Annotated in this window: 20 protein-coding genes; 5 read left to right on the forward strand and 15 right to left on the reverse strand. The window is 74.2% G+C overall.

Annotated elements, in window-relative coordinates; translation table 11 throughout:
- The first annotated feature begins 40 nt into the window (after positions 1-40).
- The 3 genes from ACIGXM_RS26950 to ACIGXM_RS26960 all read left to right on the forward strand — a co-directional run bounded on the left by ACIGXM_RS26950 (position 41) and on the right by ACIGXM_RS26960 (position 1807).
- On the forward strand, positions 41-259 hold the full coding sequence (locus ACIGXM_RS26950; protein ID WP_396565193.1) for a DUF6059 family protein: 219 nt from the start codon (positions 41-43) through the stop codon (positions 257-259).
- Positions 260-276: 17 nt separating this feature from the next.
- Positions 277-1122, forward strand: coding sequence for a thioesterase II family protein (locus tag ACIGXM_RS26955; protein WP_396565195.1), 846 nt, complete (start codon positions 277-279; stop codon positions 1120-1122).
- A 139-nt stretch (positions 1123-1261) separates the two neighbouring features.
- Positions 1262-1807, forward strand: coding sequence for a YbaB/EbfC family nucleoid-associated protein (locus tag ACIGXM_RS26960; RefSeq protein ID WP_396565197.1), 546 nt, complete (start codon positions 1262-1264; stop codon positions 1805-1807).
- A 251-nt stretch (positions 1808-2058) separates the two neighbouring features.
- On the opposite strand, the gene ACIGXM_RS26965 is transcribed toward ACIGXM_RS26960, so the two are convergent.
- The 11 genes from ACIGXM_RS26965 to ACIGXM_RS27015 all read right to left on the reverse strand — a co-directional run bounded on the left by ACIGXM_RS26965 (position 2059) and on the right by ACIGXM_RS27015 (position 17168).
- A complete protein-coding gene (locus ACIGXM_RS26965; protein WP_396565199.1) occupies positions 2059-2448 on the reverse strand; it encodes a hypothetical protein in 390 nt (129 codons plus the stop codon).
- Positions 2449-2467: 19 nt separating this feature from the next.
- Positions 2468-3676, reverse strand: a complete 1209-nt coding sequence (locus tag ACIGXM_RS26970) for a histidine kinase (protein ID WP_396565200.1) — start codon at positions 3674-3676, stop codon at positions 2468-2470.
- Positions 3676-5394 (reverse strand): cation acetate symporter, encoded by a 1719-nt coding sequence (locus ACIGXM_RS26975; RefSeq protein ID WP_396565202.1) that lies wholly within the window; start codon positions 5392-5394, stop codon positions 3676-3678. The genes ACIGXM_RS26970 and ACIGXM_RS26975 overlap by 1 nt, the downstream gene beginning before the upstream one ends.
- Complete coding sequence (locus ACIGXM_RS26980) at positions 5391-5738, reverse strand: hypothetical protein (protein ID WP_396565203.1); 348 nt, start codon at positions 5736-5738, stop codon at positions 5391-5393. Before ACIGXM_RS26980 ends, ACIGXM_RS26975 begins: the two co-directional genes overlap by 4 nt.
- Before the next feature lie 53 nt (positions 5739-5791).
- Positions 5792-6697 carry a LytR/AlgR family response regulator transcription factor gene (locus ACIGXM_RS26985; protein ID WP_396565205.1) on the reverse strand — a complete coding sequence of 302 codons (906 nt, stop codon included), beginning with the start codon at positions 6695-6697 and terminating at the stop codon, positions 5792-5794.
- Positions 6690-9431 (reverse strand): BTAD domain-containing putative transcriptional regulator, encoded by a 2742-nt coding sequence (locus ACIGXM_RS26990; RefSeq protein WP_396565207.1) that lies wholly within the window; start codon positions 9429-9431, stop codon positions 6690-6692. The genes ACIGXM_RS26985 and ACIGXM_RS26990 overlap by 8 nt, the downstream gene beginning before the upstream one ends.
- A gap of 157 nt (positions 9432-9588) precedes the next feature.
- The gene (locus ACIGXM_RS26995) at positions 9589-10158 is read right to left on the reverse strand and encodes a sigma-70 family RNA polymerase sigma factor (RefSeq protein WP_396565209.1); all 570 of its coding nucleotides are present in this window, start codon (positions 10156-10158) and stop codon (positions 9589-9591) included.
- Between the two features lie 416 nt (positions 10159-10574).
- Positions 10575-11441, reverse strand: a complete 867-nt coding sequence (locus ACIGXM_RS27000; protein WP_396565211.1) for a geranyl diphosphate 2-C-methyltransferase — start codon at positions 11439-11441, stop codon at positions 10575-10577.
- A 10-nt stretch (positions 11442-11451) separates the two neighbouring features.
- Positions 11452-12534: a family 2 encapsulin nanocompartment cargo protein terpene cyclase gene (locus ACIGXM_RS27005; RefSeq protein WP_396565213.1), complete on the reverse strand. Its 1083-nt coding sequence runs from the start codon at positions 12532-12534 to the stop codon at positions 11452-11454.
- A gap of 25 nt (positions 12535-12559) precedes the next feature.
- Entirely contained in the window at positions 12560-13978 is a 1419-nt protein-coding gene (locus ACIGXM_RS27010) for a family 2B encapsulin nanocompartment shell protein (protein ID WP_396565215.1), read from the reverse strand.
- Between the two features lie 421 nt (positions 13979-14399).
- Complete coding sequence (locus tag ACIGXM_RS27015) at positions 14400-17168, reverse strand: AAA family ATPase (protein ID WP_396565217.1); 2769 nt, start codon at positions 17166-17168, stop codon at positions 14400-14402.
- Between the two features lie 257 nt (positions 17169-17425).
- Here ACIGXM_RS27015 and ACIGXM_RS27020 point away from each other — a divergent pair, with 257 nt between their 5' ends.
- Complete coding sequence (locus ACIGXM_RS27020) at positions 17426-19540, forward strand: BTAD domain-containing putative transcriptional regulator (protein ID WP_396565219.1); 2115 nt, start codon at positions 17426-17428, stop codon at positions 19538-19540.
- A 45-nt stretch (positions 19541-19585) separates the two neighbouring features.
- On the opposite strand, the gene ACIGXM_RS27025 is transcribed toward ACIGXM_RS27020, so the two are convergent.
- The 4 genes from ACIGXM_RS27025 to ACIGXM_RS27040 all read right to left on the reverse strand — a co-directional run bounded on the left by ACIGXM_RS27025 (position 19586) and on the right by ACIGXM_RS27040 (position 23421).
- Positions 19586-20902, reverse strand: a complete 1317-nt coding sequence (locus ACIGXM_RS27025; protein WP_396565221.1) for an aspartate aminotransferase family protein — start codon at positions 20900-20902, stop codon at positions 19586-19588.
- Between the two features lie 335 nt (positions 20903-21237).
- Positions 21238-22443, reverse strand: coding sequence for a DUF6545 domain-containing protein (locus tag ACIGXM_RS27030; protein WP_396565223.1), 1206 nt, complete (start codon positions 22441-22443; stop codon positions 21238-21240).
- Complete coding sequence (locus ACIGXM_RS27035) at positions 22436-22921, reverse strand: hypothetical protein (RefSeq protein ID WP_396565225.1); 486 nt, start codon at positions 22919-22921, stop codon at positions 22436-22438. Before ACIGXM_RS27035 ends, ACIGXM_RS27030 begins: the two co-directional genes overlap by 8 nt.
- Before the next feature lie 38 nt (positions 22922-22959).
- Positions 22960-23421, reverse strand: coding sequence for a hypothetical protein (locus ACIGXM_RS27040; RefSeq protein WP_396565227.1), 462 nt, complete (start codon positions 23419-23421; stop codon positions 22960-22962).
- 142 nt (positions 23422-23563) lie between these two features.
- Here ACIGXM_RS27040 and ACIGXM_RS27045 point away from each other — a divergent pair, with 142 nt between their 5' ends.
- Complete coding sequence (locus ACIGXM_RS27045) at positions 23564-24745, forward strand: amidohydrolase family protein (protein WP_396565229.1); 1182 nt, start codon at positions 23564-23566, stop codon at positions 24743-24745.
- The last annotated feature ends 30 nt before the right edge of the window (positions 24746-24775 follow it).

Consider the following 24775-nt stretch of genomic DNA (forward strand, 5'->3'; position numbering starts at 1 on the left):
CTCTCCGGGGGAGGCGTCCCGCCGGGACCGGGAGGGACCGATGGACCGGACGGTGACCGTGGCCGCCTGGCTGGCCGGCCGGCTCTGGCACGCACTGGTCGGCTACGGCGCCCTCTGGTTCCACCCGCCCGGTGCCGCCGCCGACCCGGCCTCCGCGCGCGGTACCGCCCCCGGGCACCCCGAACGGCTCTGCCCGGAGCTGCCCACCAGCCCGGCGGAGCGGGCGCTCTGGGCGCAGCTCCGCGGGCTCGGCGAGTGACCCCGAGGAGGATCGGCATGGCCCCGCAGGCAGTCGTCGGCGAGACCTGGATCAGGCGGTTCCACCCCAAGCCGGGCGCGGCCGTCCGGCTGGTGTGCTTCCCGCACGCCGGCGGCTCGGCCGGGTACTTCCACCCGCTCTCGGCGCTGCTCGGCCCGGAGGTCGAGGTGCTGGCCGTGCAGTACCCGGGGCGCCAGGACCGCCGCATCGAGCCGGCCGTGGCGGACATCGGCGAGCTGGCCGACGAGGTCGCCGGGGCACTGCGGCCGTGGGCGGACCAGCCGCTGGCGCTCTTCGGCCACAGCATGGGCGCGCTGGTGGCCTTCGAGACCGCCCGGCGGCTCGAACGGCGCGGCGGTGCGGCGCTGTCGGCGTTCTTCGCCTCGGGCCGGCGGGCGCCGTCCCGGTACCGCGAGGAGCACGTCCACCGGCTGGACGACGCCGGGCTCGTCGCCGCGATCCGGGCGCTGAACGGGACGGACCACCGGCTGCTGGACGACGAGGAGATCCTGCGGGTGATCCTCCCCGCGGTCCGCAGCGACTACCGGGCGGCGGAAACCTACCGCTGCCCGCCGGACGCCGTCCTCGCCGACCTGCCGATCACCGCCCTGCTCGGCGACCGCGACCCCCGCGTCACGCCGGAGGAGGCCCACGCCTGGCGCGAGCACACCACCGGCCCCTTCGAGCTCCGGGTCTTCCCGGGCGGCGGCCACTTCTACCTGGCCGACGCCCGCGCGGAGTTGGCGCTGCTCCTGACCGAACGCCTGACGGCGGCAGAGCGCGGGGCATCGAGGACGACATGGGCCGGTGGGTCTCGCGCCGCATCCCGCCGTTCCGTCGGACGTGGCCGCCCGGCTCGCTAGCGCTCGGTGGTCACTCCCGGGGTGAGGTGGCAGCGGGCGGCGTGGTCGCGGTCCGCCGGCCGGTCGAGGACCACACGGCGAACTCGACCGTGGTGCCCAACTCGACCGCGGGCGAGGTCAGTCCGGCGACGGGTACGGCGTGCTGCCGCTCGCCGCGCAGATGATGCAGGTGCTCAACGACGTGCTCAACGGGATCAACAGCATGCCCTCCAGGACGGGCCCGACGACCGGTCCGCCGGGCCCGCTGAACCCGCGGGCCGTGCACAGCCGTGCTACCGGACGACACCAGGGTGCCGGGCCGGAGAGCCCGGCCCGGCACCCGTCGTACGGAGAGAGGCACGCGATGGAATCCCCGTTCGCCGAGCAGATCCGGCAGGCGATGGCGAGCCTGCAGGAGCACCGCGCCCGGATGCAGGAGGCCCAGCTGGAGCTACAGGCCGCCACGGCTTCGGTCACCTCCGAGGACCGGATGGTCACCGCCGTGGTCGGTCCGCAGGGACAGGTGGTCTCGCTCACCTTCCACACCGACGACTACCGGGACATGGCACCGGAACAGCTCGGCCGGGTGCTGACCGACGTGCTCAACGAGGCGCGGGCCCAGATGGGCGAGAAGGTCATCGCGACCATGCGCGACTTCCAGGGCACGGGCGACATGCTGCGGCAGTCGATGGTCGGCGGCATGTAGTCCGCCGCCGAAGACCCGCCAGCCCGTTCACCAGCTCTGCCGCAGTACACGAAGAGGGCCAGCCATGGCCGCCGCTGACAACGACGACGACCTCGCGGAAATCCGCACCGGCCCGCATCTGGCAGGCCGTCAGCGTGCCGGCAGCGGATGTCGCGGTCGTTCCTGCCACCGGAACGGAGTGTGCCGGTACAACGCACTCGTGACCCGCGACGCACCTGGCGAGGCCGAACCCTGTCCCACGGAGACTGAAGTCAGGAGAGTTCGGCGACCAGCCGCTGCACGCCGTCCTCACCGAAGCGGTGCACCAGCAGCGTGACCCAGTCCAGCACGGCGGCCCGCTCGGCCGGTGTCCAGCCGACGGCCGACGGGTGCTCGTCCAGCACCAGCACCTCGGCAAGCAGGCGCAGCCCCGGGTCGGCCTCGGGCGGCGGCCCGCCGCCCAGCCCCTCGGTGGCCAGCCGGCGGGCGGTGCCGGCGACCCGCTCGGCACCGGCGGGCGGGACCGCGAGCCCGGTGCCGAGCGACCGCGCGGCGGTGGCCGGGGCGCGGTCGTCGCACGGCTCGGACAGCCAGCCGGCGATCAGCCGGCGGACCTTGTCGGCGCCGTCGGAACCGGGCTCACGACCCGGTTCGCCATCCATGTCGTCCACGGTGACAAGTTCACCAGTTCCCGGTCGGCGGCGCGGCCTGAACCCGCGGATGGTACTTCGGGATCCGCAGGGTGATCTTCATCCCGGCGCCCACCCCGGTCTCGATCACCAGCCCGTGGTCCTCCCCGTAGACCTGCCGCATCCGCTCGTCCACGTTGCTCAGCCCGATGCCGTGCGAGGGCCCGCCCCGGCCGGCCAGGACCTCCCGCAGCCGCTCCGGGTCGGCCCCGACCCCGTCGTCCTCGACCGTCACCAGCGCCTGCGCGCCGGCGTCCTCGGCCGTGATGACGATCCGGCCGGTGTCCGGTCGGTTCTCGATGCCGTGCTTGACCGCGTTCTCCACCAGCGGCTGGATGCAGAGGAAGGGCAGCGCCACCGGCAGCACCTCGGGCGCGATCCGCAGGGTGACCCGCAGCCGTTCCCCGAACCGGGCCCGGACCAGGTTGAGGTACTGGTCGATGGAGGCCAACTCGTCCGCGAGGGTGGTGAAGTCGCCGTGCCGGCGGAACGAGTAGCGGGTGAACTCGGCGAACTCCAGCAGCAGTTCGCGGGCCCGCTCGGGGTCGGTGCGCACGAAGGAGGCGATCGCGGCGAGCGAGTTGAAGATGAAGTGCGGCGAGATCTGGGCCCGCAGGGTGCGGATCTCGGCCTCGATCAACCGGCTGCGGGACTGGTCGAGTTCGGCCAGCTCCAACTGGACGGCGACCCAGCGGGCCACCTCGCTGGTGGCGCGGACCAGGATCGGCGAGTCGTCCGGGCCGTACGCGGCGAGCGTGCCGAGCACCCGGCCGCCCACCACCAGCGGGGCCACCGCCGCCCAGCGCAGGTCGCAACCGGGCGTGGTGCACTCGATCCCGACCAGCCGCTGTCGACCGTCGGCTAGCACCTCGGCGGCCGGTCCCATCGCCTCGGCCCGGTGGTGGTCGCCGGCGCCGTCCCAGGCGAGCACGGCGTGTTCGTCGGTGAGGCAGAGCGCCGGGGTGCCGAGCAGCGAGCGCAGCCGGCGGGTCGCCTTGCGGGCGGTCTCCTCGGTCAGCCCGGCCCGCAGCGGCGGCGCCGCCAGCGCGGCGGTGTGCAGGGTGTGGAAGGTGGAGCGCTCGACCGGTGTGCCGAGGTCGCGCTCGGCGTGGGTGCGCCGCCGGCTGAGCACCCACTGCAGGAAGCCGCCGGCGGCGAAGCAGCCGACCGCGCCGAGCACCAGGGCGAGGATCTCGACCATCAGCGGCGACCTCCCCGGTCGCCGGCCGCGCCGGCCGGCTCCGGCAGGTGCAGCCGGGCCATGGTGGCGGCGGTCCTGGCCGGCACGCTCCCCGGCGTGGCCAGCGAGACCAGCACCATCACCAGGAAGCCCAGCGGCACGCTCCACACCGCGGGCCAGGCCAGCAGCGCGTGCGGCCAGCCACCCGGGAACCAGTCCACCATGGTCAGCCCGGCGGCCGCGAGTGCGGCGCCGCCGCCGGTGACGGCGCCCGCGATCGCGCCCGGCGGAGTCAGCCCGGTCCACCAGATGCCCAGCAGGAGCTGCGGGCAGAACGCGGAGGCGGCCACCGCGAAGGCCAGCCCGACCGCGTTGGCAGCCGGCAGGTCCGGCACGACCAGCGCGCAGAGCGTGGGCGCGGCCACCGCCAGTACGGTGGCGCGCTGGAAGCCCCTGATCCCGATGGACGGCAGCACGTCCTGGTGCAGCACTCCGGCCAGCGAGACGGCCAGCCCGGAGGAGGTGGAGAGGAAGGCCGCGAAGGCACCGCCGACCAGCAGCGCGCCGAGCAGCGCGCCGCCCGGGCCGCCGATCAGCCGCTCGGGGAGCAGCAGCGCCGCCATGTCGGTGTCGCCGGTCAGGGCCAGGTCGGGGGCGTAGAGGCGGGCCAGCGCGCCGTACACCGGGGGCAGCAGGTAGAAGGCCCCGAGCAGGCCGAGCACCACCAGGGTGGTCCGGCGCGCGGCCCGGCCGTCCGGGCTGGTGTAGAAGCGCACCGCCACGTGCGGCAGGCCCATCGCGCCGAGGAAGGTGGCCAGGATCAGCCCGTAGACGGCGTACAGCGGATGTGACTCGCCACTGCCGGCCACCGGTCGGCCCCAGGCGGAGTCGACCGGATCGCCGGCCCGGTCGGGCACCGCGGCGCCGGGGGGAAAGGCCAGCCGCCCCTCGACGGTGTGGCCGCCCGGGGGCAGGGTGACCGGCACGGCTTCGTGCGGCCGTCCGTCGACCGTGCCGTTCACGGTGATCCGCACCGGCCGGTCGACCGTGATCCGGACCGTCTGGTCGGCCTGGACCACGGTGGCCCGGTGGAAGACCTGGTGCCCCGCCGTGGGCGAGGGCGAGCCGTCCGCGTGCCAGGCGAGCAGCAGGAAGACGAGTGGGACCAGCAGCGCGGTGAGCTTGAGCCAGTACTGGAAGACCTGGACGAAGGTGATGCTGCGCATCCCGCCGGCCACCACGTTGGCGGTCACCACCACGGCCACCACCACACCGCCGACCCAGCGGGGCGCCCCGGTGACGGTCTGCAGGGTCAGCCCGGCGCCCTGGAGCTGCGGCAGCAGGTAGAGCCAGCCGATGCCGAGCACGAAGGCGCCGGCGACCCGCCGGACCCGTTTCGACCCCAGCCTGAGCTCGACGAAGTCCGGCAGCGTGTAGGCGCCGGAGCGGCGCAGCGGGGCCGCGACGAAGAGCAGCATCACCAGGTAGCCGGCGGTGTACCCGAGCGGGTACCAGAGCACGTCCGAGCTCTGCGTCAGCACCAGGCCGGCGATCCCCAGGAAGGAGGCGGCGGACAGGTACTCGCCGCTGATCGCGGCGCCGTTCAGCCGGGGGCTCACGGTGCGGGACGCGACGTAGAAGTCGGAGGTGGTCCGGGAGACCCGCAGGCCGAGCGAGCCGATCAGCGCCGTCGCCGCCGCCACCACGACCACCGCGACGATCGCGTAGGAGCCGGTCACCGGGTCTCGTTCCGTTCGGCGCGGGTGACGTACCAGCGACCGATCAGCCACAGCACCGGGTAGCCGAGCACCCCCAGCAGCAGCCAGACCAGCGGTACCCCGACGACCCGGACCGCGGCCAGGCCGGGGGCCAGCGCGAACAGCAGCGGGAGCGGGACCACCAGCACGCCCAGCGCCGCACCACCGCCCAGCGCCGCCCGCAGCTGCCGCCGCATCAGGGCCGCCACCGCCGGATCGACCGGCCCGGCAGGCGGCGCCACCGGCGGCCGGGGAGCCGGGGTGCGCCGGACGCCCGGTCCACCGATGACCAGCTCCCGCCGCGGGCGGGTGTTCTCTGCGGCCACCGTGCTTCCCCCGTCGAGCTTCCAAAGGGCCACAGTGTACGCAACCGCCGAGGTCAGGCCCCGTTGCTGGCGCGCTGGACCAGCAGGTCGCGCAGGGCCCGGGCGTTGCGCCGGCTCACCGCCAGGGTCTCCGCGCCGACCCGGACGCTCAGCACGCCCTCGTCCGTCCGGAGCTCCCGCACCGCGCGCAGGGCCACCAGGTAGCGGCGGTGGATCCGGACGAAACCGTGCTCCCGCCAGCGCTCCTCCAGCGCGGAGAGCGGGATCCGGACCAGGTGGCTGCCGGTGGCGGTGTGCAGCCGGGCGTAGTCACCCCTGGCCTCGGCGTACTCGATCTCCTCGACCGGTACGGCGAGTTCGACCGGTACGGCCGACTCGCCTGGCTCGCCCGGCTCGCCCGGTCCGGCTTCCTCCGCCGGCCGGGCGGCGGTCTGCGGCGGGACCGGAACGGCCGGCCGCTCACTCGCCACGGGGCGGCTGACCGCCGGCCGCTCCGCGCTCGCCGGTTCCCCGACGAGCCGGTCGTACGGGGTCGGCCGCCTGGTCGCGGCCAGCTCGCAGACCCGCCGGACGGCCTCGCCCAGCCGCTCCCGGCGCACCGGCTTCAGCACGTAGTCGACCGCCTCGAGGTCGAAGGCCCGCACGGCGAACCCCTCGTGTGCGGTCACGAAGACGATGGCCAGCGGCTTGCCGAAGCCGGCCAGCAGCCGCGCGGTGTCCAGACCGCTGAGCCCCGGCAGGTTGATGTCCAGGAAGACGGCGTCGAGCCGGTCGTCGCCGTCGTTCCCGCTCTCCAGGGCCCGCCCGATCCGCCGCAGCGCCTCGGTCGCGTTGCCGGCCCCCTCCGCCCGCTCGACCCGCGGGTCGGCCCGCAGCAGGTACAGCAGTTCCGCCAGGGCCGGCGGCTCGTCGTCCACCGCGAGTACGCGCAGCGTGGTGCGGGAGTCCAGGTCAGCCACCCAGGGCCGCCAGCAGCTCGCGTGCCTCGGTGACGAACAGCTCCCGGCCCACGAAGGCCCGCTCGGGCAGCGGGAGCACCGACTCCAGCGCCTTCCGGGCCGCGTCGAGCGCCTCGTCCGACCGGTCCAGCAGGTCCAGCGCCCGGGCCCGTTCCAGCACCAGCCAGTACCGCTCGTCCTGGCGGCCCGCGAGGTCGAGCCCGAGCGCCTGTTCGACGTGGTGCAGGGCGCGCTCCGGATCGCCGCACTCCCGGGCCAGTCGGCTGCAGTTGTGCAGGGCCATCGCCAGCACCCGTGGCTCGTCCAGGGCGTGCGCGCAGCCCGACACCGCCTCCCAGGCCGCGAGGCAGGCCATCGGCGACCGGCCCAGCGCCTGGTAGCACAGGGCGAGCCGGACCTGACCCACGCACAGGCTGCGCAGGTCACCGGCGGCCATCGCGATCGCCACGGACCGTTCCAGGTGCGGCAGGCCCTCCTGGGGACGGCCCGAGTGGGTCAGGGCCAGGCCCAGCTGGCCGGTCGACCGGCCGACGGCGTCCTTCGAGCCGCCCGCCTCCGCCGCCCGCAACCCGACCGTCGCCAACTCGGGCCAGTGCCCGAGCGGATCGGTGTAGCGGTAGGAGAGGCCGAGGTTCTGGGCCAGCTTGCGGGCGTGCTCGACGTGACCGAGCCGGAACGCCTCCAGCGTGAGCGCCCGCAGGGCCGGCTCGTACCCGGCGAAGCAGGCCTCCGCCTCCGGAGCCGACCCGACGGCGGGTACTCCGACGGGCGCCGGACCGGCCGGGCGCTCGACCAGCCACGAGTACTCGGTCAGCCGCTCGGCGGTGGCGGCGCTGACCGCCAGCGCGAAGTCGAGCAGTCGCCCGAAGGCGGCCTCCCGCCGGTCCGCGCCGACGGTCTCGGCCAGCAGGTGCCGGGTATAGCGACGGACCAGGCCGGGGCAGGTGTAGCGGCCGGGCTGTTCCTCGGCGATCAGGTGGTGGCCGGCCAGTGTGCCCAGCGCGAGGCGGGCCCGGGCCAGGTCCTCGCCGAGCAGCGCCGCCGCCAGCCCGGGGACGATCCCACCCTCCGGGTACAGCCCGAGCAGTGCCAGCAACCTGGCTGACATCGCCGGGAGTTGACGGTACGTCAGCTCCAGTGTCGCGCCGATCCCGACACTGCCGAAGGTGTCCAGGCCGTCCAGCCCGGTCCGCTCGTCCTCGATCTCCGTCACCAGCTGGGCGAGGGTCCAGTCCGGCCGGACCGCGAGCCGGGAGCCGCAGATCCGCAGCGCCAGCGGCAGGCCGTCGCAGAGTTCGGCCAGCCGCCGGGCGGCCGCCGGCTCCGCGGCCACCCGCGGACCGCCGACCGTGCTGGTCAGCAGCTGCACCGCGTCCTCGGCGGTCAGCGGCTGGAGCAGGTGCAGCGCCGCGCCGTCCTGGGCGAGCAGGTCGAGCAGGGCGACCCTGCTGGTCACCACGACCGCGCAGCCCTCGCCGGCCGGCAGCAGCTGCCGGACGTCCTCCGCCGACCGCACGTTGTCCAGCACCAGCAGCAACCGGCGCTCCCTGGTCAGCCGTTCGAAGAGCTCGGCCCGCTCGTGGGCGGTGGTCGGCAGCTGAGCCGGCCGCTGGCCGAGCGCCAGCAGGAAGCCGCTCAGCACGTCCCGCGGGTCCTTCGGGTCCTGCTCGTCGAAGCCCTGGAGGTCGGCGAAGAGCTGGCCGTCGGGATAGCGGTCGGCCACCCGGTGCGCCCAGTCGACGGTCAGCGAGGTCTTGCCGACGCCGGGCGGACCGACCACCACCGCCAGCGGGACCTCCCCGGGCCTGGGCCGGGTCGCCCGGTCCAGCCACTCGGCCGCGGCGGCCCGGCCGACCAGCCGGCCGGCTCTGGGCAGCTGTCGCGGCCCGTCGGCGACCGTCGGGGCCGGCCCGGTGGACGGCCGGGCCGCCGCGATCGCCGGCGCGGGCGGGCTCGGCGGCGCGGACGGGGTGACGGTCGGGACGGGCGGGGCGGCCGGCGCCGGCACGGGTGAGCCGGACAGCACCTGGTCGAGCGCGGCCTGCAGTGCCGGGCCGGGGTGGACGCCGTACTCGCTCCGCAGCAGCGCCGCCGCCCGGTGGTACGCCGCCAGCGCCTCGGCCTGCCGCCCGGCCTGGAAGAGCGCCCGGATCAGGGCCGCGACCAGGCTCTCCCGGAGCCCGTCGACCCGGACCGCCTCCTCCAGCAGCGGGACCGCCCGGTCGCCCCGGCCCTGGCGCAGCTCGCACTCCGCCCAGGCCTCCAGCACGGTGATCCGCTCGTCGTGCAGCCGGCGGGCGATCGAGCGCGGAATGACGCCGGCGGGTAGGTCCGCCTCGCCGCTGCCGCGCCACAGTCCCAGCGCCTGCCGCAGCAGCGCCGAGCGGTAGCGCGGGTCGTCGGTGGCCTGGGCGCGCCGGCGCAGGTCGGCGAAGACCTGACCGTCCACCAGCGCCGGGTCACCGGCCAGCCGGTAGCCCGCGGGCAGGGTCTCCAGGGCGAACCCGTCCGGCAGCGCCTTGCGCAGCGCCGCGATGTGGCCGTGCAGGGCGGCCCGGGCCCGGGTGGGCGGCTCGCCGTCCCAGACCAGGTCGAGCAACCGGTCGACGGTGAGCGGTTGGTTGAGTTCCAGGGCCAGCGCGGCGAGCACCGCCTGGCGCTTGGGGCCGCCGAGGTCCAGGGGCCGGCCGCGCGGGTCGCGTAGCGCGAGCGGACCCAGGAGCAGGATCTGCATGCACGCTCACCACACCGTACCGTCGAGGGAAAACGCCGACGGCTGCGGAACGTTTTCGCACATCCGTGCCACTGTCGGCCGGTATGAGGGTACGCCAAGGCCGCCGATCGGCGCACCTGCCGACCAGCGGACTCCCGGGCGCCGGTGCTGGATCCGGTCAGGCGGGGAGGGCCAGGCCGCGGCGTTCCAGCACCGGACGGAGGGTGCGGATCGCGTAGAAGTTCCGGGACTTGACGGTGCCGGCCGGCACGCCCAGCAGCGTGGCGGTGTCGTTCACCGACCGGCCGTTGAGGTGGAGCTCGACCAGCACCTCGCGGTGCTGCGGGGTGAGCTCGGTCAGCGCGAGGCCGATGTCGTGGGCGGCGAGCACCTCGTCATAGGGGTCGTGGGTGGCGACGCTCTCGTCCGGGCTGATCTCCGCGACCTCCTGGGCCCGGGCCGCCCGCTTCCGGAAGTGGTCGATGGCGATCCGGCGGGCGACCGTGAAGAGCCACGGACGGCACCGCTCCGGACCGTCGGTGAACGCCTCCGGGTGCTGCCAGGCGCGCACGAAGGTCTCCTGGAGGATGTCCTCGGCCTTGCCCCGGTCACCGCTGGTCAGTCGGATCAGCGCGCGCAGCAGGTCCGGACCGTGCAGTCGGTACAGCTCGGCCAGCGCCTGCTGGTCCAGCGTCGCACGCGCGGTGCCACCGGTCTCCACCGTCTCCGCCTTCTCCTGTGTCTGCACTACTGGCTGCCCTCGCATTCGGTCCCACGCACGTCCACACCATCAGGGTGGCCGAGCGCTCCAACGGACCTCCAACGAACCGCCAATGTCCCCGCCAATACCGGGAAAGCGCCGCTGACCTGCGGTTGTTTCGCCCCCGCTGGCCCGCTGCCGGGGACCCGTACAAGGCCTGTTCACCACCGGTTCACCGGCCGGTCAACAGCCAACCGTTCGTCGCGGTCGGTCCTGCGACGAACGGTCAACGGTCCGAGCGGTCAACGGTCAACGGTCCGAGCGGTCAACGGTCGGCCGAGCGGGCCCGGAGGTGGACCGCGCCGGCCCGCACCGGGGCGGACGACTTCTCCTGGGCACCGCCGGGCCGACGAACGTGACCGTGGGTGGCCGCGGTCGACGACCGGGGCCACCCACGGGTCGCGTCAGGCCTTGTCGGCGGCGATCATCAGGTAGTGGAAGCTGCCCTCCCGGTAGGCGGTGAGGAAGGCGTCCTCGATGCCGCTGGCCACCGCCGCCTTGGCGCGCAGCTCCCAGTACGGGATGGTGGCGGCGGTCAGGTCGACCACGCTGATCGGGACCAGGCCGTTGGCCGACATCGCGGCGAAGTACTCGCTGCGCGGGTGGATGTCGCAGATGTAGTGCGCGTCGATCTGGCTGACCGCCCGGGACGGCTGACGGCCGTGCACGTCGTTGTAGCAGCCGGTGATGGTCACGTACCGGCCGCCGGGCCGCAGCACCCGGGCGTGCTCGGCGAAGAGCTTGTGCAGGTCGACGTACATGGTGCTCTCGTTGTTCCAGACGGACCGGAACGTCGCGTCGGGGAAGCCGTTGTGCAGCATGTTGCGGAAGTGGAAGGCCACCCTGTCGGCCACCCCGCGCTCCCGCGCCTGGTTGTCGGCGAACTTCACCTGCTCCTCGGAGATCGAGATGCCGTCCACCTGGCAGCCGAACCGCAGGTTGGCCAGGAAGCTGGTGCCGCCGCGGCCCGAGCCGGCGTCCAGGATCCGGTCGTCCGGGCCGAGCTCGCCGAGCTGGTCCAGCAGGTACTCGGCCTGGGCGCCCTCCAGCCGGTGCAGCTCCTTGATGATCCGCTCCTCGCGGCCGGCCTCGTCGCCGTCGAGGACGGACCAGTCCACCTCACCGATGCCGTAGTGGTGGTGGAACGTACCGCTGACCTCACCCAGCCGGATGTTGACCGGGGCCTTCTCCTGGTTCCAGTAGTCCGCCACCGACCGCTGGTACCTGGTGGCCAGTACGTCACTGCTGGTGGAGCTGTCGAGCATGGTCATGGTCGTCTCCCTAGGGTTGGTTGTAACGGGGGCTGCTGGCGTGCCACTCCTTGTTGCCGCCGAGCCAGGCCCACAGCGCGCCCAGGTAGCGGGTCAGCACCGGACCGCCGGTGAGGCTGAGCTCCGCCGCGGAGGCCTCGAAGGAGCGCACGAGTTCGTTGTGCAGATCGGCGGCCCGCTGGAGCGCCTCGGCGCCGGAGCAGCCCGCCTCCGCCGCGATCACGATGGGCAGGTTGTACTCGACGCCCTGCGCGCCGCTCTCCTTGTGCGCCGAGTAGACGTCGTTGAGCAGCACGGAGGCGAGGGCGGCCTGCAGGGTGGCCCGGCGGACCTCCGGGCTGCCGTAGACCTGGGCGGGGAGTTCGTAGCCGCCCATCGCGTCGACCAGGGCCAGGCAGGGCAGGAAGCTGTTCAACTGGCGGTTGGCCAGGTACTCCCAGACCGCCGGCAGGGTGCCCCCGATCCGCCAGCCCGCCTCGGCGTCCATGCCGAGGAAGAGGCCGGCGATCTCCTGCCGGAGCCGGTTCAGCTGTGCCCCGGTCGTGTACGGCGCGAGCCCCTGCACGGCCCGGCGCAGCGCGTTCCAGACCGGTTGCCGGTCCATCTCCCGCTGGTAGGCCTCGGCATGCCCGCGGGGCAGCTGGGCCGGGTCGATCGCCGACTGGGCGAGCATCAGCTGTGGTCCGAGCCGCTCCGGGTGGTCGCCGCCGGCGGCCTCCTCGCAGAAGTGGTCGTCGACGGCGAACTCCGCCGCCATGCACCGGGCGGCGGCCAGCAGCCGGTCCGGGTCGTCGGTGTCGGGATGGGTCAGCATCAGCAGGCGCCCGTAGTCGGCCTGTCGGAACCTCTCCAACCTCCCGGCGTAGATGCCGACCCGCTCGGCCCAGCGGACCAGGCGGTCGTTCACCTCGCGGCCCAGCGCGGGATCGTCGCGCAGGTGCGGCGGGCAGTACAGCTCGGGCACGGAGCGCCGGCCGCCGCCGGCGGGCGTGGCGGTCACGGGCCGGCGTGGTGAGCCGATCCGGGCCGCCGAGGTGCCCAGCCCGGTCGGGCCGGTCGGGAAGGGGCGGGCGGCGGCTTCGAAGGCTGCCATCGGTCCTCCTGGAGGGGGTTCGGGTTCAGGACCGCGGGGCAGCGACGTCGACGTTCTCCAGGATGCCGACGGCGTCCTGCACCAGGATCGCCACCGAGTAGTAGGCGGTGACCAGGTAGCGGATGATCGCCTTGTCGTCGATGCCCATGAAACGGACGTTCAGGCTGGGCTCGTACTCGTCGGGGATGCCGGTCTGGTGCAGCCCGATCACGCCCTGGTCGTCCTCGCCGGTGCGCATGGCGAGGATCGAGGAGGTGTGCCCGTCGGTGATCGGGATCTTGCCGCACGGGAAGATCGGCACGCCGCGCCAGGCGGGCACCCGGTGGCCGTCGACCTCGGTGGCGTCGGGGTAGAGGCCGCGCTTGGTGCACTCGCGGAAGAACGCCGAGATCGCCTTGGGGTGGGCGAGGAAGAGGTCGGTGCCGCGCCGCATCGACAGCAGCTCGTCCATGTCGTCCGGGGTCGGCGGGCCGGACCAGGTGTTGATCCGCTGGTCGTAGTCGGCGTTGTGGAGCAGCCCGAAGTCCCGGTTGTTCAGCAGCTCCCACTCCTGCCGTTCGCGGATCTCCTGGACGGTCAGCCGGAGTTGCTCCTCCAACTGGTTCATCGGGTCGTTGTAGAGGTCGGCGACCCGCGAGTGCATCCGGAGCACGGTCTGGGTGAGCGACAACTCGTACTCGCGGGGCGCGAGATCGTAGTCCACGAAGGAGCCGGGGATCTCCGCCTCGCCCTCGTGGCCGGCGGCGACCGCGACCTCCACCTCGCCCTTGGAGTTCACCTTGCGGGAGCTGTTGGCGAGGAACCCGCCGATGTGCTCGCGCAGTCCGTCGGAGCGCTGGAACAGGTCGAGGAAGGCGGTCCAGGGCAGCACCATCAGCGTTCCGGCGGTGGCCGCCCGGGCGGTGGCGGACCAGTGCGGCTCGCTCTGCAACAGGGCCTCGTCGCCGAGGTGGTCGCCGTCGGCCAGCACGCCCAGGGTCTTCTCCTCGTCGCCGTACTTGCCGGTGGAGATCCGCTCGACCCGGCCGTGCGCGATGATGTAGACCTCCTCGACCGGACGGCCCCGCTCGACGATGACCTCGCCGCCGCGGAAGTCGCGGACCGTGAAGCGGTCGGCCAGCTCGGCGAGCAGGGTGTCGTCGTGGAAGCCGCGCAGCACCGGGATCTCGCGCAGCGTCTCGGGGATGATCCGCACGTTGTCCGCCCCGGCCTGGACGAAGCCGACCCGGCCGCGCCCGACGGCCAGCGAGAGCCGGCGGTTGACCCGGTAGGTGCCGCCGGACACCTGCGTCCAGGGGAGCTGTCGCAGCAGCCAGCGGGAGCTGATGCCGCGCATCTGCGGAGCGGACTTGGTGGTGGTGGCCAGGTTCCGCGCGGCGGCGGTGCTCAGGCTGAGCCGGGCGAGCGGTTCCAGGGTGGGGCCGGCGTCCGCTTCGGTCGTCATCGGGGAGCCTCCGGGAGGGATCGGGTGAGTGGCTGGTGAACATGTGCATGCCAAAGTTCGCGGACGCGACCCGGACGGGGCGGCGCCGTGCGGCAGGGGGTGGGGGTGGTGGTGGAGCGAGACGTTAGCAACGTCCGATGTGATTGGACGTCAGTGCGAACTCAATGCGTCAACATCGGCACCGGGCAGCCTGTCTGATCATCAGTGCAGGTCGGATTGGCTGGCGGGTGGCCATGGTGCTCGCCGTAGCGGAAGGCATCGGTCCGCTAGTGCCGGGTCGGATGCCCTGCGAGATCGCGACGGGGTGGCCGGATCATGACGTGCTTCCGGCGTTCTCCCGGCACGGACCCCTATGATGCGCCGCTCCCGTCGGGTGAACCCGCCTCCACGGCGCGCTGCCGGTCGGCGAGGAGCCGCGCTCTCAGGCCTGGGCGTCGTCCTCGGCGGCGATGCCCAGGTCGCGCAGCTGGTGACGGGAGGAGACGCCCAGCTTGGGGAAGATCTTGTAGAGGTGGTAACCCACCGTCCGCGGGCTCAGGAAGAGCTGCGCGGCGATCTCCCGGTTGCTCATGCCGCGGGCCGCGAACCGGACGATCTGCGTCTCCCGGGCGGTGAGTTCGGCCATCGGCCCGGTCTCGGCCGCCTCGTCCTGCACCGCCTCGCCGGCCGCGCGCAGTTCGGCGCGGGTCCGCTCCGCCCATGGTTCGGCCCCCAGCGAGCGGAACCGGCCGAGCGCCGCGTGGAGTTGCTGGCGGGCCTCCTTGAGCCGGCGCTCCCGGCGCAGCCACTCGCCGTGCAGCAGCTGGGTGCGCGCCGACTCGAAGGGCGAGAGCACCGTGCCGTCGCCGGCCCGCCGGAAGTGCTCGCCGCGGTGGCCGCAGCTGTGCACCAGTGCCTGGCAGCGCTCCAGCATGGCGTGCAGCGTGGTGTCGTCTTCCCCCAGCGTCCAGGACTCCAGCTGCTCCAGGGCCCACCGGGCGCGCCGCGTCTGGCCGGCCCGGACCGCGGCCTCCACCAGGTCGGGCAGCACGGCCAGCGACACCATGAAGTGCGAGGCGCTGGTCCCGGGCGTCACCACCTGCTCCAGGATCTCCACGGCGTCGTCCGCCCGGCCCTCGCCCAGCGCGAGCAGCCCCAACGCCCAGTGCGCGATGGCGACCGCGGAGGCGATCCCGTGCGGCACCGCGACGCCGAGCGCCCGCTCGGCCAGCTCGCGGCAGGCGGCGCCGTCGCCCTTCATCGCGGCGATCCAGGCGAGCAGCACCCGCAGGTGGCAGGCGGCGCCCTGCTGGCCGGTCTCGTCCGCCAGCGCGAGCGCCTCGTTGCCGTTGGCCACCGCGCTCACCCAGTTGCCGCCGCTGGCCTCCAGGGCCACCAGCGGCGGCAGGGACATCGGCAGGGTGCCCGCCGCGCCGCGGGTCCGCAGCAGTGCCACCGCGTCCTGCAGGGCGTGCGCGACCTCCTCCGACTCGCCGAGCAGGTACGGCAGCAGGGTGGGCGGCCAGATCCACGGCTGCGGCTCCGGTGGGCGCAGCCAGGCCAGGGTGGCCTCCCGGGTGTGCTGGGCCAGCGGCTCGGGCAGTCGCAGATCCCGCCGGGCCAGCGCGGTGAAGCGTTGCCCCAGGCGCTTGACCGGACCCCGCTCGGGCAGCTGGAGCAGGCCGATCAGCCGGCCGATCTCGCCCAGCGCCGCCGCCTCGTCGGCGACCCAGGCCGAGCGGGCGGCCAGCACCAGCATCTCGCCGGCCAGTTCGGGCTCCAGCCCGCACAGTGCCCGGGCGCCGGCCACGAAGATGTGCCGGGCCTGGCTGGGCGAGCTGCTGGCGTGCACGATGAACCCGCGCAGGCTGGCGGCCCGGGCGGTCAGCACGGCGTCGCCGGGCTGCTCCTGGACCCGGTCGAGCAGCGCGATGGCGTGGTTGCGCTGGCCGGCCTGCCAGGCGCTGTGTGCCGCGTCGGCCAGGTAGCGCAGCTGGTCGGCCCGGTTGGCGGTGAGCGCCGCCGCGCGTTCCAGACCGATCACCGCGGTCGCCACCGCGCCGGTGCGGCGGGCCCGTTCGGCGGCCCGGGCGAGGTCGGCGGCCAGCGCGTCGTCGGTGGTGGGGCAGGCCTCGGCGAGGTGCCAGGTGCGGCGTTCGGGCTCGTCGGTGAGCACCTGGGCGAGCGCGCGGTGGGCGGACTGCCGTTCCAGGTAGCTCGCCGACTGGTAGACGGCCGAGCGGATCAGCGGATGTCGGAAGCGCAGGTCCCGGTCGTCCAGCCAGATCAGTTCGACCCGCTCGGCGGCGGCCAGGTGTTCGGGGGTGGCGCCGAGCAGGGCGCCGGCCGCGAGCAGGGTGCCGAGGTCGCTGGCGCCGTAGGCGGCGGCGAGCAGCAGCAGGGTCCGGGTCCGCGGCGGCAGGGTGCGCAGCCGGGCCTGGAAGGCCTGGCGCAGCCGCTGGCCGAGCGGCAGCCGGGCGGGCAGCGGCTGCTGTCCGCGCAGCTGTTCGGCGTTGAGCGAGCGCGGCAGCTCGACCAGGGCCAGCGGGTTGCCGGCCGCCTCGGCCAGCAGCCGGTTGGCGGTCTCGGCGGCCAGCGGCACCCCGCAGCGGGCCAGCAGCCGGCGGGACTCGGTCGCGTCGAGCGGACCGACCCGGAGCATCGGCAGGTCGGGGGCGGGGAACTCGGAGCCGGAGCCGTCCCGGTGGCCGAAGAGGATGGCGACGCTGTCCGCCTCCAGCCGGCGGGCGATGAAGATCAGGGCGTCCCGGGAGGCCGCGTCCAGCCACTGCACGTCGTCCGCCAGCACCAGGATGGTCCGGTGTTCGGCGGCCTCGGTCAGCAGGGTGAGCGCCGCCAGGGCGACCAGGAACCGGTCGGCGTTGGCCTCGCCGAGCCCGAACGCGCCGGCCAGCGCGGCGGCCTGCGGGCCGGGCAGGGTGTCCGTCCGGTCGAGCAGCCGGTGCAGCAGGCGGTGCAGCCCGGCGTACGGCAGTCCGGCCTCGCCCTCGACCCCGGTGCAGCGCAGCACCAGCAGGTCGGCCGAGGCGCTGCTGGCCGCCAGGTTGAGCAGTGTGGTCTTGCCGGTGCCCGCCTCCCCGCAGAGCACCAACGCCCCTCCCCGGCGCTGCCGGGCCTGGCCGAGCAATGAGCTCAGCCGTTCCCGGGCTTCGGTACGACCCTCCAGCACCCCGCCACTCTGGTCGATCATGATCGAATGTTATCAAGTGGTAGCAATACCATGACTGATCCGGTCAAAGAGCCTGTTCAACGGCGACCTGAGCGGGCGCTTCCGCTTCGCCCGTGACGGGGACCCCCAGTCGACGAACCAGTCATCTGTCAGATGCCCGCGACGTGCTCGTCCCGAAGACTTCATGGCGGTGACTGCCGGGGCCCGTCCAAACCCCCCCTCCAACGGGCCCGGCAGTCGCCCACTGCGGGTGCGGACGACGACGACGGGGTCAGACATTGAAGCTCCCAACGGGCCAGGACGCTGCGGGACCGGAGAACGTCGACACCGCACCGCCGATCGCCGTGCTGGGTGCCATGTCCGTGCGGGTCGGCGGTGAACCGCTGGAACTCGGCCCGCCGCGCCAGCGCGCGGTGCTGGCGCTGCTCCTGATCAACGCCGGCCGGGTGGTCCCGGTACCGACCATCGTCGGCCGGGTCTGGGGCGCCGCCCCGCCCGACTGCGTGAAGGCCACCCTGCAGTCCTACGTCTCGCGGCTGCGCAAGCTCCTGGTCGGGCACGTCTTCGCGGACGGCTCGCGGGTGGAGCTGCGCTACCAGGCCCCCGGCTACCTGCTGGCGGTCAGCCACGAGCGGGTCGACGCCCGGGTGTTCGAGCGCGCGGTGGAGCGCGGCCGGGTGCTGGTCCGGGACGGCCACCACGGCGAGGCGATCAAGGCGCTGACCACCGCGCTGCGGATGTGGAAGGGCACGCCCTACGAGGACCTGGACGGCTACGGGTTCGCGGTCCAGGAGGCCGGCCGGCTGGAGGAGTTGCGGCTCAGCGCGGTCGAGGCCTGGGCGGACGCCGGCATGGCGCTCGGACTCGCCCCCGACCTGCTGCACACGCTGGAGCGGGAGACCAAGCAACACCCTTTGCGGGAGAGCCTGGTGGGGCAGTTGATGCGGGTGCAGTACCGGGTCGGCCGGCAGGCCGACGCGTTGCAGGTCTACGAGCGCACCCGTACCTCGCTCGCCGAGCGGCTCGGCGCGGACGTCAGCAAGGAGTTGCAGCGGCTGCACCAGGCGATCCTGCGGCACGACCCGGCGCTGGACGGCGCGAGGCCCGCGCTGGACGGGCCGGATCCCGGCCAGGGCGGCCGAGCGGTGGTGGCCCGTCGGCCCGACCGGTCGTGCGGTGAACTCGGCCGGCCGTGCAGGGAACGCGTCCGCCCGGCCGCCTTCGTCGGGCGCGACCTGGAACTGCGGCGGCTCACCACGGCCGCCGCCGGGGCGTTCCGCGGCTCCGGTCGCACGGCGCTGGTCACCGGCGAGGCCGGCCTCGGCAAGACCCGGCTGGTGCAGGAGCTCGCGCACGTCCTGGCGGACGAGGGCGTCGACCTGCTCCGGGCCAACTGCCCTTCGATCGCCGACACTCCGGACTACTGGCCGTGGATCCAGCTGCTGCGGCAGGTCCACGCCCGCTGGCCCGAGGTGGCGCTGGAGCTGCCGGCCCGGACCAGGCGGGCGCTGAGCCCGCTGCTGCCGGAACTCTGGCCGGACCGTGGCCCCGAACCGGAGCCCGCCGGCCCGGGCGGTGTGCACCAGCTCGCCGGCCGGGCCCGGTTCGACCTCCAGGACGCCGCGTGCCAGGTGCTGTTGCGGGCGGCGGCACGGCGGCCGCTGGTGCTCGTGCTGGAGGACCTGCACTGCGCGGACGCCGCCTCGCTCGCCCTGCTCCGGCTGCTCACCAGCCAGTTGCCCACCGTGCCGCTGCTGCTGGTCGCCACCTGCCGGATGTTCCAGCTGGTCGACGATCCCGAGCTGCGCCGGACCCGGGCCACTGTGCTGGAGTCCACCGACGGGCAGGAGATCCGGCTGACCCCGCTCGACCCGACGGGCACCCGGGCGCTGGCCACGGCGACGCTGACCGACCAGCCGGAGCCCGGCCTGCTGCGCGCGCTGCACCGCAGGGCCGGCGGGAACCCGTACTTCCTCGCCCACCTGCTCGACCAGCTGGAACACGGTGCGCCCTGGACGGAGTTGGCGACCGGGGTGCCGGCGGATCTGCGTGAGGTGGTGCTGCAGCGGGTGGCCGGGCTGCCCGCCGGGATCGTCGCGGTGCTGGAGGCCTGCGCGGTGATCGGTTCCGGGCCGCGGGCGGCGGTCGAGGCGGTGGTGCGCCGGGACGGCGTGCCCGGCGAGGCGGTGCGCACCGCCGTCCGTGGCGGGCTGCTGCACGAGAGCCCGGACGGCCGGCTGCGGTTCGCGCAGCCGCTGGTCGAGGACACCATCCGGCACGAGCTCACCGCGGCCCGCTGCGCCGAGCTGCGCGGCCGGTTCGGCCAGGCCGCCGCGGGCCGGCCGGGGCGCGCGGAGGAGAGCGGCGCGCTGGCGCACGGGCACGCGGCGTAGGCCCTGCGGGGGCGCGGTCCCGGGCGCCCCGGCCGGCCCGCGGCATCAGTCGACCCGGCCGTCGGGCCGGACCCGGCCCAGCACCGAGCGCAGCCCGTCCGCCAGCCGGTCGGCCGCGGTCCGGTCCAGCACCAGCGGCGGTGTGATCACCAGGGCGCGCGGGTTGCCGCGCAGGATGATGCCGGCGTCCTCGCGCAGCGCGTCGGTGACCGGGAGCGTCCCGGTCGGCAGCGGGGCCCGGGTCCGCCGGTCGGCGACCAGTTCCACGGCCAGCAGCAGGCCCAGTTGCCGGACCTCGCCGACCACCGGCAGCTCGCACAGCTCCGCCAGCCGGCCGGCCAGGTGGCCGCCGATCTCGACCGCGTTGGCCAACAGCCCCTCCCGCTCGATCAGGTCGAGGTTGGCCAGCGCGACGGCGCACGCGGTGGGGTGGCCGGTGTGGCGGAAGCCGCTCGGGAGGCCGGGCCCGCCGCCGACGGTGTCGGCCACCCGCTCGCTCGCCAGCACGGCGCCGTGCGGCAGGTAGCCGGAGGTGATGCCCTTGGCGGTGACCAGGATGTCCGGGGTCACCCCGAAGTGCTCGGCGGCGAACCAGCTGCCGGTCCGGCCGAAGGCGGTCACCACCTCGTCCAGGATCAGCAGGATGCCGTGGCGGCGCAGCAGTTCGGCGACCCGCGGCCAGTAGTCGGGCGGCGGGACGACCGCGCCGGCGCCGCCCATCACCGGCTCGCCGATCATGGCGGCGATCCGCTCCGGCCCGATCCGCTCGATGGTCTCGCGCAGCTCGCGCAGGCAGAACTCGGTGACGTCCGCACCGTCGTAGAGCTCCCGCCGGTACGGGTAGGGCGGGGTGAGGTGGTGGGTGTCCGGCCTGGTCGGGCCGAAACCCTCGTGGTAGACGGGCATTCCGGTGACGCTGCCGCTGCCGTGGTAGGCCAGCCGGCGGGAGAGGATCCAGGTGCGCCCGGACTCGCCCCGGCGGTGGTGGAAGTAGCGGGCCATCCGCAGCGCGACCTCGTTGCCGTCCGCGCCGCCGCTGGTGAAGTACACCCGCGCCAGCCCGTCGGGTGCCAGGGCGGCCAGCCGGTGGGCCAGTTCGGCGGCCCGGTCGTCACCGCCGGGCTCCCAGCGGCGGAGGCGTTCCAGCGTGGTCAGCTCGGTGGCCGCGGCGACCGCCAGCTCGCGCCGGCCGTGGCCGACCTGCATCAGCCCGAGCACCGCCGAACCGTCCAGGTACACCCGCCCGTTGATGTCCCGGACGTAGCAGCCCGACCCCTCCACCAGGATCACGCGTTCGGCGCGTGGGGTGGTGTGGCCGGCCCGCGCTAACCGGGTGCGGGAAACGGAAGAGGTCGAGGTCATGGAAGCACTCCTTCGCTGCCGCCCTCGCGGTGTGACAGAGCGAGCGGCTGCCGCGCCGGACGCCCCCCTTGCCCGCAAGTCTGGCCGCTCCGGCTTGCCGGCCACTGGCATGGAGGGTGGGCCGGGCGCCCAGCGACCCGCAAGGCGGTGCGTGGCCGGGCCGCTCCGGAGTACGACGTCGGGGGCGTTCCAGGTGCCGGCGGGACACGGGGGCGGTCCCGCCGGCATCGCGACCAGCATCTCAGCCCGGACTGGACGATCCGCTTGGCGGCGGCCGGTGGACCGGTCCGCCGGAGTCAAGCGAGTCGCAAGGGGCGCGTGCTAACCAGGGTGCCTCAGGAGGCGGTGGCCTCCGGGGTGGGGCTGTGCGTGCGGTCGGCGAAGTCGTGCACCGCTCGGGAGCGCAGGGCGCGGTGCAGGCGCAGCAGTTGGCGGATCTCCCGGTGGACGGTGGACTCGCCGGAGTCGACGTCCGGCAGCAGGTCCTGGTCGACCTCCGCGTGCAGCTTGGGCGCACCCGCCATCGAGTCCCGTCGGGTGACCTCGATCCAGCAGGCGATGGCGACCAGCCTGCCGCTTCGCCCGCCGCCGGCCCCCGGCGCCTGGCCGGCGGCCTTCGCCAGCAACTCCGGAGAGGCCCAGCCGTCGTGGAGGTAGGAGATGCTGTCGCGGATGTCGATGACCCGCTGGTGCAGCTGCTCCCAGGAGTTGCCGACGGCCACCAGGTCGGCGATCCGCGAGCGCGGCTCGATCAGCACGAGGTCCGGCGTGGCCCGGCGCAGCAGCAGCCACATGCCGTAGAGCCGCTGCCTGCGGTAGCGGTACAGCGCCGACTTGCGCAGCGGTTCGATCGCGGCCAGCGAGCAGCCGAGCGCGACCAGCACGAAGCGGGCGAAGGAGAACCAGAACTCGGCCAGGGTGAAGACCTCCGGCGCGTTCGGGGTGAACCAGCGGACGCCGCGCACCACCAGGTAGGGCAGCTCGCAGGAGGCACCGACGGCGAGCGCCAGCAGGCTCAGCCGCAGCACCGGGCTGCGCATGGTGACACCGTGTCGCCAGAACAGCGCGGCGGCGCCGACCGCGGTGATCGCGCCGTACGCCGTCCAGACGACCGCGTAGCCGATCCACGGACCGCGGGCCTGCGCACCGTAGCGTTCGGCCACCGGCGTGACGGCGAAGAAGACCACCGCGAGCGCGAACATCGTCGCCGCGCACACCTCCGGGGCACGGCGCAGCCAGGCCGGCGCCCGGCCGCCACCGCTGTGCAGCGCGACCGCGAACCGCCAGACGGTGGCGAAGTCGATGGTGGCCACCAGGGCGACGGCGAGCTCGTCGGCCTTGGGGATCCCGGTCATCCGGTCGACCCAGGCGCCCACCGGGGCCTGGATCGCCAGCGAACCGCCGCCCTGCACCAACAGCACGGTCCACATGGGGCGTTGGGCCGGGCGACGAAGGGCCGGCAGCCGCAGCACCAGCACGGTCCACACGACCGCCAGGATGACGCCACGGAAACCCTCCACCCAACCGGGCACGTCATGCACCGATGACCCCCAACAGTTCCTCCGCCCGGCGCTCCACCGCGCTCACCCGCTTGGGCCGTTGCTGGCCCGCGATCTTCAGAACCATGGTCGCGAAGGCCTCGGCGAGCTCCTCCTCGGTGCCGTTGCACGCGGCGCGCGGCCCGAGGCCGGCGGCGGTCGGTCCCTCCTGGTCCGTCGGGCTCCGCAGCTCCGCCGGGGTGGTGCCGTGTCCGGCCAGCAGGTGGCAGATCTCGTGCAGCACGATGTGGTCCCGGTGGTAGCCCACCGCGGACGACCGGTACAGGATGTGGTCGCCCGCGCCGTCGTCGAACCACATCCCGAAGGGCAGGCCGGGCAGTTCGACCGGGTGCAGTGACAGCGAGCGACCGCGGCTGCCGGCCAGCGCCGCGCAGAGCGCCTCGACGTCCCACGGCCGGGGTATCTCGGGCAGTCGCGCCACCAACTTCGCGGCGATCGCCCGCACATGCCTGCTGCTCAAGACCTCAGCCCTTCCTGGCGTCTCGGGGCACCGCCGACTCATCGGCCCTCGATCGGTTCACCGGACACGCCTCTGCGGTCGGCCGGGCCCGCCGCGCGCGGTCCGTCCTGCTTGTGCTCCCGGACGATCCGCACCGCGGCCTCGATCGCCGCCAGTTCGGCGGGCTGCAGCGAGGCGAAGCGGAAGGCCAGCGTCTCCTGCAGGTGGTGCGCACCGGCCGGGGGCGGGGTGTCGACCGCCGGCACGAAACGCGACGGGGGCAGTCCGAAGAACCGGGCGAGCATCTCCCTGGTCCGGTCGGTGATGTTGGTCGCGTCGCCGGTCAGGATGTTGTGGACGTGGCCGTGCGAGATCTTGGCACCGCCGTTGGCGTCGCGGATGTGCTGGGCGAGCCGACGGACCGAAGGGACCTTGCCCCGGCCGTACTTCTCCTCCAGCAGTGCCAGCACCGTACGGGCCAGCCAGACCCCTGACGTGTCACCGGATCCGATCGCGCCCATGGTAATGGCGGCCTCCCCCCAGCCTCTGACGGTCAATTTAACTGTACATGTCGATGTATGCGGACTGTAAGCCTCATGTCAGTAAAGCGTGAGTATGCTTATCAACGTTCTGACGGCATGTCACCTGGGGGAGAACGATTTCGTGGACGATTCCCGACAGGCCATCCGCGCCGCGCGGTGGTTCGACGGCGAGATCGTGCGTAGCGGTCCGGTCTTGGTCCTGATCGACGCCGGCCGGATCACCGACGTCGACACCAGCGGCGCCGCGGCACCCGAAGGCGTGGCACTCACCGACCTCGGTGATGTCACCCTGCTGCCGGGCCTGGTGGACGCGCACAGCCACCTGGTCTTCGACCCGGACGGCAAGGCCGAGCAGCAACTGGTCCACGACGACGATGCCACCGTGCTGGCCCGGATGCGCGAGCACGCCGCCCGCGCGCTGCGGGCCGGCATCACCACCGTCCGCGACCTCGGCGACCGCGGGTACCTCTCGCTGCGCCTGCGCGCGGAGTACGAGGCCGGGGCGCTCGGCCCGCACCTCGTGCTGGCCGGCCCGCCGATCACCCGGACCGGCGGCCACTGCTGGTACCTCGGCGGCGAGGCGGACGGCGCGGAGGCGGCCGTCGCCGCGGTCGCCGAACGGGCCGGGCGCGGCACCGACCTGGTCAAGATCATGGCCACCGGCGGCATGTCCACCCCCGGCTCCAACCCCCGCGGCACCCAGTACGACCTGGCGGAGTTGCGGGCCGTCACCCGGGCCGCGCACGCTCTCGGCCTCCCCGTCACCGCGCACGCGCACGCCGCCGCGGGCGTCGCCGACGCCGTCGCCGCCGGGGTCGACGGCGTCGAGCACTGCACCTTCATGACCGACTCCGGCCTGCCACGCCTGGACCCCCGGACCGCCGAGGCGATGGCCGCCGCCCGCACCTTCGTCGGTTGCACCGTGATCAAGCCGCGCGCGGGGCTGCCGGACGAGGTGCTGCGGACCATCGAGCCCTACTGGGAGAACCAGGCCCGGCTGCACCGCCTCGGTGTGCCGGTGGTCTGCTGCACCGACGCCGGGATCGGCCCGCACAAGCCGCACGACGTGCTCATCGACGACCTGGTCCACTTCGCCTCCCAGGTCACCGGCAGCCTCGGGGCGCTCACCTCGGTCACCTCGCTCGCCGCCGAGGCCTGCGGGCTGACCGGTCGCAAGGGCCGGATCGCCGCCGGCCACGACGCCGACCTGCTCGCGGTGGCGGGCAACCCGGCGCACGACCTCCGCGCGCTGGCGGACGTTCGCGCGGTCTACCGGGCTGGCAGGCCGGTCCTCGGGCGGTAACCTGTCGCCTGCGTCACGGGGGTGGCGCGC

Source organism: Kitasatospora sp. NPDC052896, from assembly GCF_044547075.1.
Lineage (GTDB): Bacteria > Actinomycetota > Actinomycetes > Streptomycetales > Streptomycetaceae > Kitasatospora.